The organism is Nocardia sp. NPDC005366 (assembly GCF_040606855.1).
GTDB lineage: Bacteria > Actinomycetota > Actinomycetes > Mycobacteriales > Mycobacteriaceae > Nocardia.
Genome location: NZ_JBEXFQ010000030.1, coordinates 1 through 16,609, shown reverse-complemented (window position 1 = coordinate 16,609; position 16,609 = coordinate 1). Strand labels below are relative to the sequence as shown.

11 protein-coding genes and 3 pseudogenes are annotated in these 16,609 nt (G+C 66.4%); 8 read left to right on the top strand and 6 right to left on the bottom strand.

What is annotated here, in order from left to right:
- Window positions 1-11: 11 nt before the first annotated feature.
- Window positions 12-1,016, top strand: a complete 1,005-nt coding sequence (locus tag ABZS43_RS28010) for a hypothetical protein (RefSeq protein ID WP_355038964.1) — start codon at window positions 12-14, stop codon at window positions 1,014-1,016.
- A gap of 235 nt (window positions 1,017-1,251) precedes the next feature.
- Here ABZS43_RS28010 and ABZS43_RS28005 read toward each other — a convergent pair whose 3' ends face one another.
- Complete coding sequence (locus ABZS43_RS28005) at window positions 1,252-1,860, bottom strand: TetR/AcrR family transcriptional regulator (RefSeq protein WP_355038963.1); 609 nt, start codon at window positions 1,858-1,860, stop codon at window positions 1,252-1,254.
- A gap of 94 nt (window positions 1,861-1,954) precedes the next feature.
- Here ABZS43_RS28005 and ABZS43_RS28000 point away from each other — a divergent pair, with 94 nt between their 5' ends.
- Entirely contained in the window at window positions 1,955-3,166 is a 1,212-nt protein-coding gene (locus ABZS43_RS28000; protein ID WP_355038962.1) for a cytochrome P450, read from the top strand.
- Between the two features lie 336 nt (window positions 3,167-3,502).
- Here ABZS43_RS28000 and ABZS43_RS27995 read toward each other — a convergent pair.
- Both ABZS43_RS27995 and ABZS43_RS27990 read right to left on the bottom strand, forming a co-directional pair.
- Window positions 3,503-4,773 (bottom strand): annotated as a pseudogene (locus ABZS43_RS27995) (IS256 family transposase).
- Window positions 4,774-4,931: 158 nt separating this feature from the next.
- Window positions 4,932-5,126, bottom strand: a complete 195-nt coding sequence (locus ABZS43_RS27990) for a hypothetical protein (protein ID WP_355038961.1) — start codon at window positions 5,124-5,126, stop codon at window positions 4,932-4,934.
- A gap of 187 nt (window positions 5,127-5,313) precedes the next feature.
- On the opposite strand from ABZS43_RS27990, the gene ABZS43_RS27985 reads away from it, so the two are divergent.
- Window positions 5,314-8,610 carry a hypothetical protein gene (locus ABZS43_RS27985; protein WP_355038960.1) on the top strand — a complete coding sequence of 1,099 codons (3,297 nt, stop codon included), beginning with the start codon at window positions 5,314-5,316 and terminating at the stop codon, window positions 8,608-8,610.
- A 281-nt stretch (window positions 8,611-8,891) separates the two neighbouring features.
- On the opposite strand, the pseudogene ABZS43_RS27980 reads toward ABZS43_RS27985, so the two are convergent.
- Window positions 8,892-9,191 (bottom strand): annotated as a pseudogene (locus ABZS43_RS27980) (transposase); the annotation flags it as partial.
- A 627-nt stretch (window positions 9,192-9,818) separates the two neighbouring features.
- Here ABZS43_RS27980 and ABZS43_RS27975 point away from each other — a divergent pair.
- On the top strand, window positions 9,819-10,034 hold the full coding sequence (locus tag ABZS43_RS27975) for a hypothetical protein (RefSeq protein WP_355038959.1): 216 nt from the start codon (window positions 9,819-9,821) through the stop codon (window positions 10,032-10,034).
- A gap of 128 nt (window positions 10,035-10,162) precedes the next feature.
- On the opposite strand, the gene ABZS43_RS27970 is transcribed toward ABZS43_RS27975, so the two are convergent.
- A complete protein-coding gene (locus ABZS43_RS27970) occupies window positions 10,163-10,840 on the bottom strand; it encodes a hemerythrin domain-containing protein (RefSeq protein ID WP_355038958.1) in 678 nt (225 codons plus the stop codon).
- A 105-nt stretch (window positions 10,841-10,945) separates the two neighbouring features.
- On the opposite strand from ABZS43_RS27970, the gene ABZS43_RS27965 reads away from it, so the two are divergent.
- The 3 genes from ABZS43_RS27965 to ABZS43_RS27955 all read left to right on the top strand — a co-directional run bounded on the left by ABZS43_RS27965 (window position 10,946) and on the right by ABZS43_RS27955 (window position 15,234).
- Window positions 10,946-14,233 (top strand): BTAD domain-containing putative transcriptional regulator, encoded by a 3,288-nt coding sequence (locus tag ABZS43_RS27965; protein WP_355038957.1) that lies wholly within the window; start codon window positions 10,946-10,948, stop codon window positions 14,231-14,233.
- A gap of 73 nt (window positions 14,234-14,306) precedes the next feature.
- Window positions 14,307-14,762, top strand: coding sequence for a nitroreductase/quinone reductase family protein (locus tag ABZS43_RS27960; RefSeq protein WP_355038956.1), 456 nt, complete (start codon window positions 14,307-14,309; stop codon window positions 14,760-14,762).
- A gap of 28 nt (window positions 14,763-14,790) precedes the next feature.
- Window positions 14,791-15,234 carry a hypothetical protein gene (locus tag ABZS43_RS27955; protein ID WP_355038955.1) on the top strand — a complete coding sequence of 148 codons (444 nt, stop codon included), beginning with the start codon at window positions 14,791-14,793 and terminating at the stop codon, window positions 15,232-15,234.
- Window positions 15,235-15,367: 133 nt separating this feature from the next.
- On the opposite strand, the gene ABZS43_RS27950 is transcribed toward ABZS43_RS27955, so the two are convergent.
- A complete protein-coding gene (locus ABZS43_RS27950; RefSeq protein WP_355038954.1) occupies window positions 15,368-16,150 on the bottom strand; it encodes an IS5 family transposase in 783 nt (260 codons plus the stop codon).
- A gap of 268 nt (window positions 16,151-16,418) precedes the next feature.
- Between ABZS43_RS27950 and ABZS43_RS27945 the strand changes: the two are divergent.
- Window positions 16,419-16,609: pseudogene (locus tag ABZS43_RS27945) on the top strand (IS1380 family transposase); the annotation flags it as partial.

Here is a 16,609-nt window from a genome sequence, read left to right as displayed (position 1 = left end):
TCAACGCGGCATTGACCGATGAGGACCGGCACGCGCTGGACAACTGGCGCAGCCGCGCGAAAATCCACTGGTCTGCTCGTGATCTCGCGATGGTCGGCGTAGCCGGGTTGGTCGGAGCGACCGCAGTGTGGTTCGACAGCGCGATCGACCAGCAGATCACCGACGGTTTCAAGGGTCTCGCCGAGTCGAAGCGGGTCCGCCGGTGGGAGTCCGGGGGCAAACGGTTGCCGATCGACTTCATGGGCAAGGGCTTCGGTGGCAGAGCACACCGGGTGAAATCCAGCGGCCACGACCTGCTCCGGCTGTTCACCACCCTGCGCCAAGTCATGGATAGCCAGTTCGAAGGCGCGCGGTGGGAATCCGGGCAGCGGATCCCGGTACAGGAGTCCGGGCAATTCGCCGATGTGGAGGGCGTGGTCGACGCCGCGATGCGCATCATGCAGCACCTGGCCGCGGATTCCTCACACCATGAGCCTGCCGATACCAGGAATGTCATGGCTCTACAACAGCCACAACGAAGCAATCAAAGACTTCGCACTCCACGCCTACTCCGGCCTACACCCCGGACACGGCTGGGATCTCCGCAACGCCACCCTCGTCCCAGGACTGACCACAATCCTGACCGACGTGATATCCGTACCCACACCGCCACCGAAACATACCGATCCGACAGCGCGCCAGACCAGACGCGCCCACAGCTGGAACGAAAACGAACCGAGCTTCTCCTGGCGGCCCACGCGCTCGTCGGCGCAATCTCGACCCGCAAAGCGGTAGCGCAGCTTCTGGCCGTCAAAAACGAGCGAGGCGCCTTCCACCCGGCAGCCATCCGGCACGTACAGGTTCCGTCGCTGCTCCGCGCAGGCCAACTCGCAATCGACGTCGTCGACCAGGCCAGGCGCGCCAGCGGATACGAAGCACGCACCTGGGACGAACTGGTCATCGACACAACTTTCGCCCAGAACCTCGACCTTTCCGCACAGCTGGAAAGGCACGCGGAGATGGACGCAGCGGACTGATACCTCGGCGTCGAGAACCGGCCACAACAGCGCGCCGAGATCGCCGATGACTCGAACCAGCTCACGCTGACTTCCACCGCTGCACCCGCTCGCAAGCAGAAAGCAGTGACCATCCCTCTAACTACTTCCTCGTACTGATCACCTCGGGCCGTCGACGCCAGGCGACAGCGCTCGGCGGAATGCCGTCATCATGCGAATACTGTTCTTTACCAACATGATCCGAACGCGGAGGGGTCTACGAGCTGCCAGGAGGTTTCGGCACGGACCACTGCCGTATCTCCGCCACCAGTTCCGCCAGATCACGGGCGGTCGGAGCCGCTCGCCCCGCTCTCTGGAATGTGCGGGACAGCAACGCGCCGACGAACGCTCGCACCAACCACGAGACCGAACCTTCACGCACTTGGCCGGTTTCCTGCGCGGCGCGGAACGCCGCGACCAGGGCGTCCGACATGGGTGCGAGTACATGCTTCTGCAATCGGGCGTAGACCTCAGGATATTGCGAGGAGTCGGCGGTGACTCGCAACTGCAGGTCGAGTGCGCCTGACGAGAGACTGGCGATGAACAGCTCGCCGAGCGCGGTGAGGTCTTTCTCGAGGTCCCCGGTGGGCTCGAAACGCAAGGCGTCGATGGCGCCCATCGCCTCCAGGAGTAACTCGTCGGCGGAGGACCAGCGCCCCGCGACGGCCTTACGTGTCACTCCCGCCCTGAGCGCGACCTGCCGGATGCTGAAACCCTCGACACCGGAGGCGGCGAGCTCTTTTCGCGCGGCATCGAGGATGCGAGGTGTCAGCGACTCGTCGCGCGGGCGGCCCGCCCGGCCGGGCGGCTTCTTCTCGGCGGTCACATTCGAAGCATGACACCCCATTGACAGCCAGACCAAACCAAAGCACCATTAGGGAGCCAACCCGGCACCCTAATTATGTGAGGATGGTGGTCCCGTGGGCGAATGCCCTGCATACAACCCGTTCGGCGCCGATGTGCTCGACGATCCGTTCGCCGCGTACGCCGAGGCCCGCGGTCAGTGCCCCGTGCACTATTTCGCCGACTACGAGCCGGGCTTCTACACCGCGTTCACCCATGCCGACGTCGTCAAGATCACGATGAAGCGCGAGGACTGGACCGCTCGTTACGGCCTCTCGCCGCGCTTTCAGCGGGGCGTCGGTTTCAACACCGACGGGTCCGAGCATCTGAAATTCCGCAAGGCCGTCGTCGCCGGTCTCGGCCCACGTAACGTCGACGCGCTGGAGCCTGTGATCAAGGCGATTGTCGACGATCTGCTCGACAAGATGATCGAGCACGGCCCCGGCGATTTCCACGATCTGTTCGCCGGACCCCTGCCCCTCATAGTCATCGCCCGGCTACTCGGCCTCGAGGGCGACCTCGGCCGATTCAAAGAGTTGTCCGACGCGTTGATGGCCGAGGGGATGAACAGCACTGATCCCCGTGGGTTCAACCAGGTGCTCGCCGAACTCGATCGGTATTGGGACGAACAACTTGCTCCACGCAAGGCCGCGTTGGCGACCGTGGATCAGCCCGGTCCCGAGCACCTCGGAACACTTGTGCCGGACGACATGATGTCGAACCTGCTGATCGTTCGGACCGCGGAGGGTGAGCCGCTCACCGACTTCGAGATTTCGAACACCTTGATGAACCTGCTCCTTGCGGGCAACGAGACGACGATCTCCTTGCTCACCAATATGGTGTGGCGCCTGCTGGAAGAACCGACCCGATGGGCAGCGTTGCTGGAGGATCGCATGCTCGTCGAGACGGCGATCGAGGAGAGCCTGCGCTTCGACGCGCCGGTGCTCGGCATGTTCCGCACCAGCGAGCGCGATGTCGAGTTGAGCGGTACCGCGATCCCGGCCAAATCGAAGATCATGGCTGCCTACGGCGCCGCCAACCGCGACCCACAGGTCTTCGCCGACCCCGACGAGTTCCTCCTCGACCGCCCCAAAGCGGAACTGCGCGCGCACCTGGCGTTCGGTCGCGGACCTCACGCCTGCCCAGGAGCCGCGCTCTCGCGTCTCGAAGCCAGGATCGCGATCAACGCTCTCCTCGACCGGCTGCCGACGCTGCGGCTCGACGGGCCTGGCACCCGGATCGAGCCGTTCAACTTCTGGGGTCGCAGGACATTGCCGGTCGCCTGGTGAGTGGCCGCACCGTATACCGGCAGGGGCAGCGCCTGCCCCGTACGTTCACTACTCCATCGAGGTAGACAGCGGCACCGGCCGCTGGCACCACAGCAGGCGACCAGGCCACTGGCCACCGTTTCAACCTCCCCGCACCGTCGTACGCACGACGATTCCAGGAGCTGGAATCCGCTGCGCTGCTGTCGCATTCCGCACCTACCACCAGGCGGTGGCCTTTCTCGTCGAGCTGATCGGCGAACTGGGCGACATAGGCGGCGACCTCGGCCTTCAACGCGGCGGCGAGCATCTGCCGGGCAGGGAGTGTCGGATTAACGGCGGATCTGACCCCGGTGGGGGTTAGTTTCCGGTCGGGGTGATCCGGCCTTCGAAGGTGATCGCGAACGCGTTCAGTGCGGGCTTCCACCTCGATGCCCATCGTGCCCGACCGCGGCCGGTCGGGTCCAGTGAACGCGTCACCAGATACAGGCACTTCAACGCGGCTCGCTCGGTTGGGAAGTGCCCACGCGCCCGCACAGCCCTGCGATAAGCGTGCGTTCAATGACTCAATTGCATTGGTAGAACAGATAACTCGTCGTATCTCGACGTCGTAGTCGAGGAACGGCACGAACTCGCTCCACGCGTTCTCCCACAACCTGACGATCGCTGGATACCGCGGTCCCCATTTTCCGGCGAACTCGCCGAAGCGTTCCTTGGCAGCGGCTTCGGTCGGTGCGGTGTAGACCGGTTTGAGGTCGCGGCTCATCTGATCCCAGTACTGGCGGGCTGCGTATCGGAATGTGTTGCGCAGCAAGTGAATAACGCATGTCTGGACGATGGTCTGCTGCCAGACGGTGGTGATCGCCTCGGGCAGGCCTTTGAGCCCGTCGCAGACCGCGATACACACATCGGCCACCCCACGATTCTCGAGCTCGGTCAACACGGCCAACCAGTACTTGGCGCCTTCGCCGCCCTCGCCGGCCCATAGGCCGAGGATGTCGCGTTCGCCGTGAACGGTGACGCCGATGACGACGTAGATCGGGCGGTTGGTGACCTGACCGTCCCTGATCTTCACGTGGATGGCGTCGATGAACACCGACCAGGTAGACGCGGTCGAGGGGCCGGTTGCACCATTCGGTCATCTCCGCGACCACCTTGTCGGTAATCGCCGAGACCGTGTCCTTCGACACCGAGGCGCCGTAGATCTCGGCGAAATGCGCCGAGACCTCCCCGGTGGTCAGGCCTTTCGCCGTCAGTGACAACACGATCTCGTCCACACCGGTCAGGCGCCGCTGCCGCTTCTTGACGATTTTCAGCTCGACTGTCGAGCCGGTGTCGCGTGGCACGTCGATCTGGACCGGGCCGATCTCGGTGACCACCGTTTTCGACCGAGTTCCGTTGCGGGAGTTGGGTGTTCCGCGTCCCGCAGGATCATGTTTCTCATAACCGACGTGCTCGGTCATCTCCGCTTCCAGAGCGGTTTCGAGCACGGTCTTGGTCAACTGGTTGAGCAGCCCGCCCGGGCCGACCAGATCGATGCCCTGTTCCTTTGCCTGGGCCAGCAACTGCTGCGCCAGCTTCTTCGTGTCCGCCGCGTCCTTGTTCGCCACGGCGGCCAGTGTCTCCGACATCAGTCGGTCCTTCCTGCCGAACCGTCAGGTTCAGCTCATCGGACCGAGATCAGATCAACCGTTGCTCCGACACTCCCCGGTGGGTCGGTGTGGCTGTCGGTCCCATCCGCCAGTGTGGGTGGCTGGGCGGGACGGACGAATGAACGCCCCGGCGGGGTTCACAGGGCGCCGAGGTAGGCCATGACCAGCAGGACGAAGCTGGCTGCGGTAGCGAAACCGATGCCGCCGTCGCGGATCACCGCGGTGATGTGTCCGCCTCCGAAGTGGGTCAGCAGTGCGGCGATGATGCCGATGACGAGACCGATCAGGGCGGCGATGGTGGCCAGCAGTGCTTTGTGCGGTGTCTGGTTCATGGGTCCTCCAGGGGTGAGGTTCAGGCGGGGCTGTCGAGATCCAGAAGACCGTGACGGATACCGCCGCAGCGAACCGCTCCGCTGGCTAGAGTGCGTGAATGGGCATGTCAGGCAGGGGTTCTCGTGGATCGAGAAACTTTCGAGTCGAATCGAGTCGTACCGATTTGTGCCCGCGCCAAGGCCAGCGGTGACCGGGTCGGACGCGCGGACGGCGTTTTTCACCGAGCTCGACCAGTTGCGATCGGCTGCGAACAAGGGGCGTCGGCCGCTGCCGGTCAAGGAGATCGCCGAGGGCACCGGTATCGCTGTTACGACGCTCTACGGCTGGTTTCCTGCCGACGCGTCGAAGAAGCGGACCGTCACACGCAAAGACGATCAGCTCATGGCGGTGATCGTCTTTCTCATGCGCAAGGCCGGGATCCTGGCCGCACAGCAGGGATTGGATCGCAGGGCCTGGCAGGACTGGCGGGATCGTCGCGACGCCGCCGTCGCGGCGGATGCTCCTGTCGGTGTCCGGTCGTTCTACAAGGCGAAGGTGCGCGAAGGTCTCGCGCCTTTGAGCGGGTTGCGCCAGCGTGAGACCGAGTTGGCGATGTTGGCCGATTTCTGCGCCGGGACGGCTCGGTATCTGTGGATTCGGGCGGATCCGTGGGCAGGGAAATCAGCGCTGTTGTCGACGTTCCTGCTCGACCCGCCCCCGGAGGTGACAACGATCGGGTTCTTCGTCACCGCCCGCGCGAACGAGAACACCCATCAGGTTTTCACCGACACCGTCCTGGACCAGCTGAGGGTTCTGCTGCCCGATGAGCTGGACACGATCGTGTCGGAGAGGGTCAGCCGGGACGGGTTACGCGCCGAAATGCTTTCGACCGCCGCCGAACGGGAAGCCGCGGCCGGGCGACGTCTGGTGTTGGTGGTCGACGGCCTCGACGAGTACACCGACACCGACCGAATCCCGATCACGGACCTGCTCCCGGCCCGCCCGCACGACAACCTGCAAGTCATCGTCGCCAGCCGATACGGACCCGAGATCCTCGTACCGGCCCACCATCCCCTGGCCGGGGCAATCCGGTACGAACTCACCAAATCGCAGTTCGCCGCCGGCCTCGAACAGCTCGCCCACACCGAACTCAAAGCACTGCTCGAGGAAAACCCGGCACATCGGGACCTGGTCGCGTTGATCACCGTCGCGAAAGGATTGACCGGTCACGAGATCGGCGAACTCACCGGGCTGGCACCCTTCGAGATCGACCCACTGCTGCGTGAGCGCGCCAGCCGAAGCTTCCGCACCACCCTCGTCCCCGCCAGCCTCGACGGCACCGAGGAACTGGCCTACGTGCTGGCCCACGACACCCTGCAAGACATCGCCGAACACCAACTCGGCCACCAACTCGACACCGCCCTGCAACGACTGCACGTTTGGGCCGACCGTTACCGACACCAGGGCTGGCCCGCCCACACCCCCGACTTCCTGCTACGCCGGTACTTCCCCGTGCTGGACCAACACGAAGATCTCACCCGCACCACAGCTTTGGCCATGGACACGATCCGTCACGACCGGATCCGTGCCCGGACCGGCGGCGATCTGATCGCACTGGACGAGATCCGTACCGTGCAGCAACGGATCTGTGCCCAACCCGTCCCCGACCTGCTCACCACCGCACGCCTGGCCCGCTACCGCGCCCGGCTCCACCAAGCCAACAACAAGATCCCCACAACACTGCCCGCCGTCTGGGCCGAACTCGGCCGACCCGAGCGTGCCGAGGCCCTCGCCCGCACCCTCCCCGACCCAGTGCATCAGGCCCAAGCGCTCCGCGGCGTCGCGGTCGCGGTCGCGGCGACCGACCCCGACCGTGCCGAAGCCCTCGCCATCACCATCACCTACCCACGGGATCAGGCCGAGGCGCTCCGCGGCGTCGCGGTCGCGGTCGCGCAGTCCGACCCCGACCGTGCCGAAGCCCTCGCCCGCACCCTCACCAGCCCACGGCAGCAGGCCCAGGCGCTCAGCGGAATCGCGTCCGCGATCGCGAAGACCGACCCCGACCGTGCGGGTCGTCTCGCCGACCGTGCCGAGGCCCTCGCCCGCGCCATCACCGACACATGGGTGCACGACCGGGTGCTCAGCGGAGTTGTGGCCGCGGTCGCGCAGACCGATCCCGACCGTGCCGAGGCCCTCGCCATCACCATCACCGATCCGGATCGGCACGCCGAGGCGCTCGGTGGAGTCGCGGTCGCGGTCGCGCAGACCGACCCCGACCGCGTGGGTCGTCTCGCCGACCGTGTCGAGGCCCTCGCCCGCACCCTCACCACCTGGCCTCAGCAGGCCCAGGCGCTTCGTGGAATCGTGGCCGCGGTCGCGGCGACCGACCCCGGCCGTGCCGAAGCCCTCGCCCGCACCATCACCATCACCGATCCGGATCGGCACGCCGAGGCGCTCGGTGCAGTCGTGGCCGCGATCGCGCAGACCGACCCCGACCGTGCGGGTCGTCTCGCCGACCGTGTCGAAGCCTTCGCCGTCACCCTCACCTACCCAGAGCATCGGGCCCAAGCGCTCGCTGGAATCGCGACCGCGGTCGCGCAGACCGACGCGCACCGCGCGGGTCGTCTCGCCGACCGGGCCGAGGCCCTCGCCCGCACCATCACCGACACATGGGAGTACGACCGGGCGCTCAATAAAGTCGTGGCCGCGGTCGCGGCGACCGACCCCGACCGCGCCGAAGCCCTCACCCAGACCATCACCGACAAATGGCAGCAGGACTGGGCACTCCGTGCGGTCGCGGTCGCAATCGCGGAAACCGACCCCGACCGCGCCGAAGCTCTCACCCGAACCATCACCGACCGGTCTCGGCAGGCCGAGGCGCTCCGTGCGGTCGCGGTCGCAATCGCGGAAACCGACCCCGACCGCGCCGAAGCCCTTGCCCGCACCTTCGCCGACCCACGGCAGCAAGCCTGGGCGCTCGAGCAAGTCATGGCAGCGGTCGCGCAGACCGCCCCCGACCCCGGCCGTGCCGAAGCCCTCTCCTGCAACACCGACCCACAGCAGCACGACCGAGCGCTCGATGAAGTCGTGGCCGCGATCGCGGAGACCGACCCCGACCGCGCCGAAGCCCTCGCTCGCACCATCACCGACCCATGGCAGCACGACCGAGCGATCAGTCGAATCGCGGCCGCGGTCGCGAAGATCGACCCCGACCGCGCCGAAGCCCTCGCTCGCACCATCACCGACCCACGGCAGCAAGCCGAGGTGCTCGGTGAAGCTATAGCCGTGATCGCGCAGACCGATCCCGACCAGGTGCAGTCATCCGATCCCGCTGCTCACAACCTGACACGCCGACCCGCCGCAAACTCCCTGCACAGCCGAGGTAGAGGTCTTCTGGCACTCGCCTGGTCCGTCCTCAGCTGGGAGATTCCGGTGCAGGCTCTACCCGCTGTCGATCCGACTGTCTTGCAGGCATTGGTCGACGACTTGCTGATCGAGTCCTGATATCGGAATCAGCCTATCTGAGGTAGAGCCCAACCTGACATTGCGGACCGGGAATGAATTGCGTCAGAATAGAGTCCGGCTATTTATGCTTGAACCTCGTCTGCTGGATACTCAGTGTCCAACCTGGCATCTCCTGTGCAGGAGGAATTTTCGCCCGATTTGCGTCGGCTATCAGGGTCTCCGCCATTGACCAGAACGCCGTCCGTCAACTCGGCGGCATCGGCTGTGATGGCCGGACCTGCTGCTCGGCAGTCGGGTTTTAGTGCCTGTGAACAAACTGCTCATTTTCGAGTTCGGGCCAGTCGCCGGGACATGAGCATGATCATCGACCAGGTGACCATGGCTTCGTGGTGTTCGGGTAGGCGTTCGTAGTCGCGGACGCATCGGCGGCGTCTGGTGATCCAGGCCAGGGTGCGTTCGACGACCCAACGTCGTGGTAGGACAACGAATCCGGTCGTGTCGTCGCCGCGTTTGACGATCTCGAGGGTGAGGGCGAGGTGCTGGCGGGCCCAGTCGAGGAGTTTGCCGGCATAGGCGCCGTCGGCCCAGACCAAGGCCAGGCTGGTGAACAGTTCCCGCAACTGTTCGTCGGACCACGCGGCGGCCGAATCCAAACCGGAGTACTCCAGAAAGCTTCATGGTCAGGGTGTGGAGAGGTTGACTTTGGGCCGAAGGGTGTCGAGGACGTCCGCGAGTTCGGTGAGGAAATGGAGGGTTCCGTCGTGGAGATGCCGGGACGCCCGGTGAGTTCCGGCGCGCGGATCGGTTACCGGTACAGAACGAACGGCGTACCCCCGCATGATCGGCGCGACGGTCGCCCCGGGTCGGGATCGTGAACCTACAGCGCGACGGGAAGACACTCGAACTGCCGCATGACACTTGGGTGGACCCCTTCCTTGGTCGCGGCCCGGCACGAACACGTACACGGAAACCCACTGAGATCGAGCGGGAAACCGCAGATCGCTGACGCCGCCACTGCTCACCGGTGGCGGTGAAACCGAAGCCCCGGACGCGACGGACCGAATCCGCGAGACGGCGGCAGGGTGAGCGGGCGTCCTGTCGAATCCGGACTGCCGACCCGCCATCTGCCGGTGCTGAGGAGTGGTCGACCAGGTTGTGGTCTCGGGCATTGCCGGATCGGCTGTGCCCGGTCGTCACACTCCCCCTGGCTCGGTTACTGATATGTTGCCTGCTCGTCCGGCGTGATCGTGGCGGTCATCGGTGCGGCGTTCGTGGCTTTCACCGCCTACATGGTGTGGGGCACGTTCACCGCTCCCGAGGATCAACGGCCACCGGAATACCTGTGGTTGGTCGGCTACGCGCCGCTGGGCATCGCGTTGTTGTTCGTGATGTCGAGATTCGGGACAGCCGACGGGGTGGTGCTCATCGAACGGGAGAACCACGAACTACGGAATGCCGACTGACATGCAAGAGTTCGGGCACGAGGGCTTGCGTATCGGCTCCGACCAGCAGGTTTCGAGAGCCTTCGGTAGTGGGTTGGGGTATTCGATCCGGCTTGTGTGATCCTGACCGTCCAGAGCGCGTTGTCGGGCTACCACTGGGGGTCGGCGTGGTAGATCTCGCGGTATTCCTTGGCGAAGGCGCGGCGGCCGAGCACACGCCAGGCGAGTCGGGCGGGCAGTGGCATCTCGGCCAGCAGGTTCCGGCGGATGGTGTCGGGGACGCCTTGCAGGATGAAGCCGAGGAAGACCAACTGGCGGTCCTTGGGCATGTGCTCGCGGCCGCGTTCGCCGAGCGCTTGCCATTCGGGTGCGGTCATGTGGTTTTCGACTACAGGCAGGATGTGCCGCTCTTCCTCGGCCATGTGCTTGTCGAGGGCATCGGCGAGCGTTCGCAGCGTGGCTGCGAGCCGATCCCGGATCGACGGGTCGGCGGTGGCGGCGAACTCGGCTCCCTCGCGGTGGGCGCGTTGGGTGAGTTCGGTGATCCGTGTGTGCTGTTCCTCCATGCGCAGCACCAAGGCGGCGTCGGCGGGAGCGCGTTCGAGCAAGATCGGCCACATGAGTTCGTCCTCGCCGGTGTGGTGGTGGTGCAGGCCGGTGCCGAGTTCGTCGAGGAAGTCGATCAGACGGCGGGCGCGGGCGAGGTCTCCGGGAGTAACCGCCGTAACGAGGTCGGGTAGGGCGCTGAAGTGTCGGCGGAAGGCGTTGTGCACAGCGATCATGTCGTAGGTGTCGGGGCGTCCGGGTGCGGTGCCGGTGATGCTCATGCGGTGCTCCTGTTGCTGTCGGGGGGACCACGGCAACTGTGCGGCCCGCCGCTTGCAGTCCACTTGCAAGGCACTGCACGAGAGTCGTCCTAGACTTGGCGCGTCATGGTTCGGATCCGGGTACTGGGCGCGCTGACCGCGGCGGATGAGCGGGGCGAACTCGATCTCGGCGGTCCGCGGCAACGCGGCGTGCTCGCGCGACTGTTGGTCGCGCGCGGTGAAGTGGTGCCGGTCGATCGCCTGATCGATGACCTGTGGCGGGGTGAACCGCCACCACGTGCGCTCGGCGCGCTGCAGGCCTACGTCTCGAACCTGCGACGGCTGCTGGAGCCGCGGCGGCCGCCGCGTGCACCCGCCACCATTCTGATCAGCCGGGCACCCGGCTACGCGCTACGCCTCGCCACCGAAGACGTGGACGCGTGGCATTTCGACGCGGATCTGGAAGCTGTTGGGCGGCAGGATGATTTGCGCGATCGAGTGCGGACGCTGGAAGCTGCGCTCACCCTGTGGCGCGGCCCCGCCTATGCCGCGTTCGCGGAGGAGCCGTGGGCGACCGCCGAGGCGGCGCGGCTGGAGCAGTTGCGGCTGGGCGCGCGTGAGCGACTCGCGGCTGTCCTGCTCGAATTGGGCGAGGCGGGGCGCGCCGCGGTCGAGGCCGAGATGTTGTGCAGGGAGCACCCGCTGCGGGAGGAGGCGTGGCGGCTGACCGCGCTGGCTCGCTATCGCGCGGGACGCCAGGCCGACGCGCTCAGCGCCCTGCGGCAGGCGCGCGACGTTCTCGCGAGCGAACTCGGCATCGATCCGGGCCCAGCTCTGGCCCGCTTGGAGGCGGATATTCTCGCGCAACGAATCCCGTTGGCCGAGAATATGATTTCATCCGGCGAAGCACCGGCTGTCGCGGTAGAGAGCGTCCGGAGGTCCGGGGCGGATCCAGGATTGTTCGGCCGAACCGTGGAACTCGCCGCACTGCACGAAGCAGCCGCGGGTACCGGCGCTCGCACGGCGACGGTGGCCGGCGAGGCAGGCAGCGGGAAATCGACTCTGCTGCGACACTTCGGTGACACCTTGCGCGCGTCAGGGTATCGGGTGGTACTCGGACGTTGCCCGGAGGACGGCACCGCTCCCTCGGCGTGGGCCTGGGTCGAGGTCCTGCGCGCCCTGGCCCGCGAGCACGGTCCCGGTGAATTCGCGCCCGCTTTGGCGCCGCTGCTCACCGACGGTGGCAGCGGACAGGACGCCGACAGCGCCCACGGCCGCTTCCTTCTGCATAGGGCGGTCTGTGGCTACCTCACTGCCGTCGCTGTGGCCGCCCCTTCGGTGATCCTGCTCGATGATCTACATCGGGCCGATGCCGAGACAGCGGCGCTGCTCACCGCGGTGGCGACCCAGGTACCGGGGCTCATCGTGATCGGCTACCGCCCCGACGAGGTGCCGCCCGCCTTGGCCGACGCGCTCGCGGGCTTGGCCACGACCGTCCGTGCCCGAGTTCGGTTGAGCGGCCTCAGCGTCGAGGACAGTGGTCGACTGATCACCGCCATGACCGGAAGCGCACCGGCCGATGCTGTGGTCGCGACCTTGCATGAGCGCACCGGCGGAAATCCGTTCTATCTCATCGAGGTCGCCCGGCTGCTTCAGAGCGAGGGCGAGGTGGTCGCCGCGTCCGACATTCCGGAGGGCGTGCGGGACGTGCTGCGCCGCAGGCTTTCCCGGCTGCCCGCTACCGGGGTGGCGCTGTTGCGCCTGGCCGCGGTGATCGGCAGGGAATTCGACGTCGCGGTGCTGGTGCACGCCGCCGAGGTGGCCGAGGACGACGTGCTGGACGCGGTGGAAGCAGGGGTTCTGGCCGGGTTCCTGGACGAACCTGCCAGCGGCCGAGCGCGTTTCACACACGTGCTGGTGCGGGACACGCTGCTCGCAGACCTGCCCCGGGTCCGCCGCGACCGATGGCATCGGCGGATCGCCGCCGCCATCGAGGAACTCGACCCCGGCGATGTCGTGGCCTTGGCCCACCACTACAGCGAGTCGGTGAACCCGCAGACGGCACGACGGGCCGCCGACTACGCCGTGGCGGCAGCCGAACGGGCCGAACGGCGCTACGCCCACGACATCGCCGCGGCCGGATACGAACGCGCGGTCGCCGCGCTCGAGCGCCACACCGTCGTCGATACCGTCGAGGAACGGGTCACGATACTGTGCCGGGCCAGTCGTAGCCATCTCGCCGCAGGCGCTGGACTCGCTGCTCGAACCGCTCGATATCGGGCTGCTGAACTGGCGGAGGAGGCACGCCGGACCGATCTGGTGGTGCGGGTATTCACGGCATGGGACACACCTACCCCGTGGATGAATCGGCTCTACGGCGTGGTCGAACACCGGGTCGTCGGTTGGATCGAGGACGGACTTCGTTCCGCCGATCTGCCTCCCGGCGACCGTTGCCGACTGCTGGTAGCCCTCGTCGACGAGCTCGCTGGCGAGGCGAACGAACGCGCGGCCGAGGCCGCCGCCGAAGCCGAAGCCCTGGCACGCGAACTCTGTGACGACACCCTGCTCGCTCCCGCGTTGCAGGCCACGGCCTCGCTCTACAACTCACCGGACCGCGGCCCGCTCGGGGCCGAGCTGATCGAAGTCGGGCGACGCACCGACCACAGCGGCTATTTGCTCCTCGGCCACACGGTCGCGATCCAGGCCGCCGCGTCCGTGGCCGACATGGCCGCTGTCCGCGAGCACCTGCGGGAGGCCACGACGCTGGCCGATCGCTATCAGTGGCGCCAAGCCCAAGTGGCGAACACGATGACGCGCGGGCTGCTCGCCCTCGCGACCGGTGATCCCGACACAGCCGAGCAGCACTATCTGCAAGCGAACGAACTACTCACGCGCGCGGGCATTCTCAACGCAGGGGGAATTCTCGGCATGGCGCTGTTCGTGGTGCGGCTACACCAGGGCCGCGTCGGTGAACTCGCGGGGATGATCAGAGCCTTCGCCGACAGCGCCGTCCCCGCGACCGCCGCCGACTCGGTGGACTTCCTGGTGCTGGCCCTGCTCGCGGCCGAGGACCGGACCGAAGCGGCACGGGCCCGGCGCCGCGTACAGCCGATCCGCGACGACCTGTTCCGATCGTTCTTCCTCACACTGCGCGGCATGGGGGTCGCGGCACTGGGCACGCCCGACGAGGCCAGCGCGCTCTACCGCGAGCTGTATCCCTTCCACGACCGGATCGGTGGCGCCGACACCGGTTCCTATACGGTCGGTCCGGTCGATACCGTCCTCGGTGACCTGGCGACTCGGCGAGGCGATGCCGAACTCGCCGCCGAACATTACAAGGCCGCGCTCCGCGTCGCCGAACGCTGCGGCAACCGGACCTGGATCGCGGCCGCGGTCGACCGCCTCGAACGCTAGCGATTCACTGGTCGCTCACAAGTCGGACCCGGACCATCACTCTCGACGATTCCGACCGATCCAGGAGTACCCCGTGCCCAATTCCCGCCGCTCGCGCGTAGCCACCGACCTCTACCTGAAGACCGTGACCATCACACATCGCAAACTGCTCGACCTCAGCGGCGGCCGCGTTGGCACCCGATTCAAGAAGATGCCGACCCTGGCGCTCACCACCAAAGGACGGCGAACAGGGTTGCCACGCATCGTGATCCTCACTGTCCCCATCGTAGAGAACGGCAGTTACCTGATCGTCGCTTCGCGGGGCGGCGACGACATCTCCCCGGACTGGTTCCACAACCTGTGTGCCGATCCAGAGGTCGAGGTATCTTTCCAACACGGCGCGACACAACCCATGACCGCCCATGTCCTCACCCCTCACGAACGCGACCGCAAGTGGCCGCAGGTCCTCGCGGCCTACCCCGGATACGGGACCTACCAGAAACGGACCACGCGCCAGATCCCCCTGGTCCTACTCGACCCACACGGGTGAACAGCATCGCCACACGGAGCCGACGTGGTTGGGGAATCAGATCGCGGCGTTGACCGAGCAGTTGGAGGCTGCCGAACAGCGGTTGTCGAGGCTGGTCACTCGGGAGATGATGAGCGAGGTCTGTGCCGAGATCGAGGAACCACAACCGACACCGGGTGAAGTGTCCACCGGCGACACCGAACCGGTTGCGTCGGAGCCTGTTTCGGTCGGGTTGTCGCAGATCGGGTTGATGTTGGTGCCGCAGCGGACACCGGCGATGGCGGTGGCGGTGCTGCCCGAGGATTACGGCGAGATCATGGCCGTGCTCGCCGAGTCCGGTGACGGGATGCGGGCCGGGCAGGTCGCCGTCGAGTTGGGCATCGATCGGGTCGATCGGTCGAAGGTCGAGTCGTTGCGTTCGAAGTTGAAACGCCTGGTGGCGCGGGGCTGGCTGGACCAGCAGCCCTCGGGACAGTTCACGATCGCCGAATAACAGCGGCGAGGTGTTCGGTGTGGTTGGGTGCGGGCCAGGCTCCGGGACATGAGCATGATCATCGACCAGAGCACGAGGGCTTCGTGATGAGAGGGTAGTCGTTCGTAGTCGCGCACCAAGCGGCGGCGCCGCGTCAGCCACGACAGAGTGCGCTCGACCACCCACCGCCGGGGCAGGACCACGAATCCTGGTGTGTCGCTGCGTTTGATAACCGCGATCGTGAGTGCGAGTTCGGCGTGCGCCCACGTGACGAGCTTGCCGGCGTAGGCGCCGTCGGCCACACCAACACGATCGTGGCGAACAATTCGCGCAGCCGCTCGAGCGCCGGGCGGGCTCCGTCGCGGTCCTGGGTACCGGCTGCGGTCACGCACACCACCAGTAGCAACCCGATCGTGTCCACCACGATGTGGCGTTTGCGGCCGTTGATCTTCTTGCCCGCATCGAACCCGCGGCTGGCCGCGGCGACGGTTTCGGCAGCCCGCACCGATTGCGAATCGATCACCGCCGCGGTCGGATCCGGGGCCCGGCCCTGGGCTCGGCGGACCAGATCACGTAGGTCGTTGTGCACCGCGGCGACTTCCCCGGATACCCACCAGCGAGAAAACGCCGCGTGCACGGTGCGCCTCGGCGGGAAATCCGCAGGCAGGTTGCGCCACTTGCAGCCGTTGTCGGCCAGATAGAAGATCGCGTCGATCACCTCACGGCGGCAGTACTTCTCGGGTCGGCCGCCACCACCCTCGAGCCATACCGGCCACGGCAACACCGGTGCGAGCACCGCCCACTGGGCATCGGTGCTGTCGCAGGTGTAGCGGCGCGGGCGAACAGACGCGAGGTGCCGTGGCCGAACCGGCATGCCACACGCACAGCCGCCCTCGGCGATATCGCTGCCAGCGGCGGCGTAGGAGTACAACGACATGGCGGGACCTTCTGGGGCAGACGGCGAATCAGCAATCCCGTTGATACCAGGAGGTCCTGCCCCATCCGGCCCGACACGCAGGCCACCCAACCATCCTCGCGCATAGCCCCCTACGGGTCAGCGATCAGTTTGTACACAGGCACTTAGCCTCGATCCACCGACGTAATCTGTGGGTGAAGGCGTGTTGGAATGGAGAAAGTGCCTTCTGAGCTGGGATGATTGATGTTCTTCAGGCAACAATCAAGACCAGATCGGGAAGACACTTTCAGTGCGATTGTTTCACAGGTTCGCCGAGGGTTCGGCGCGGTTCGATGACGATAACCTCGTGTCGGTGGCCGGGCTGGTGCCGGTGATGACATTGGCCGAGCAAACCGGCCTGACCAGCATGTTGGCCGATAGAGTGGCGATTGCGGTGCCGCGGATCGAGTCCGGATCGGCCAATCCGGCCCCGAAGCTGGC

What these genes read in the sequence shown, in the direction of transcription:
- ABZS43_RS27965 (WP_355038957.1), top strand. Translation starts at nt 10,946, where the DNA reads ATGGTTCGGATCCGGGTACTGGGCGCGCTGACCGCGGCGGATGAGCGG.
- ABZS43_RS27970 (WP_355038958.1), bottom strand. Translation starts at nt 10,840, where the DNA reads ATGAGCATCACCGGCACCGCACCCGGACGCCCCGACACCTACGACATG.
- ABZS43_RS27950 (WP_355038954.1), bottom strand. Translation starts at nt 16,150, where the DNA reads ATGTCGTTGTACTCCTACGCCGCCGCTGGCAGCGATATCGCCGAGGGC.
- ABZS43_RS27990 (WP_355038961.1), bottom strand. Translation starts at nt 5,126, where the DNA reads ATGAACCAGACACCGCACAAAGCACTGCTGGCCACCATCGCCGCCCTG.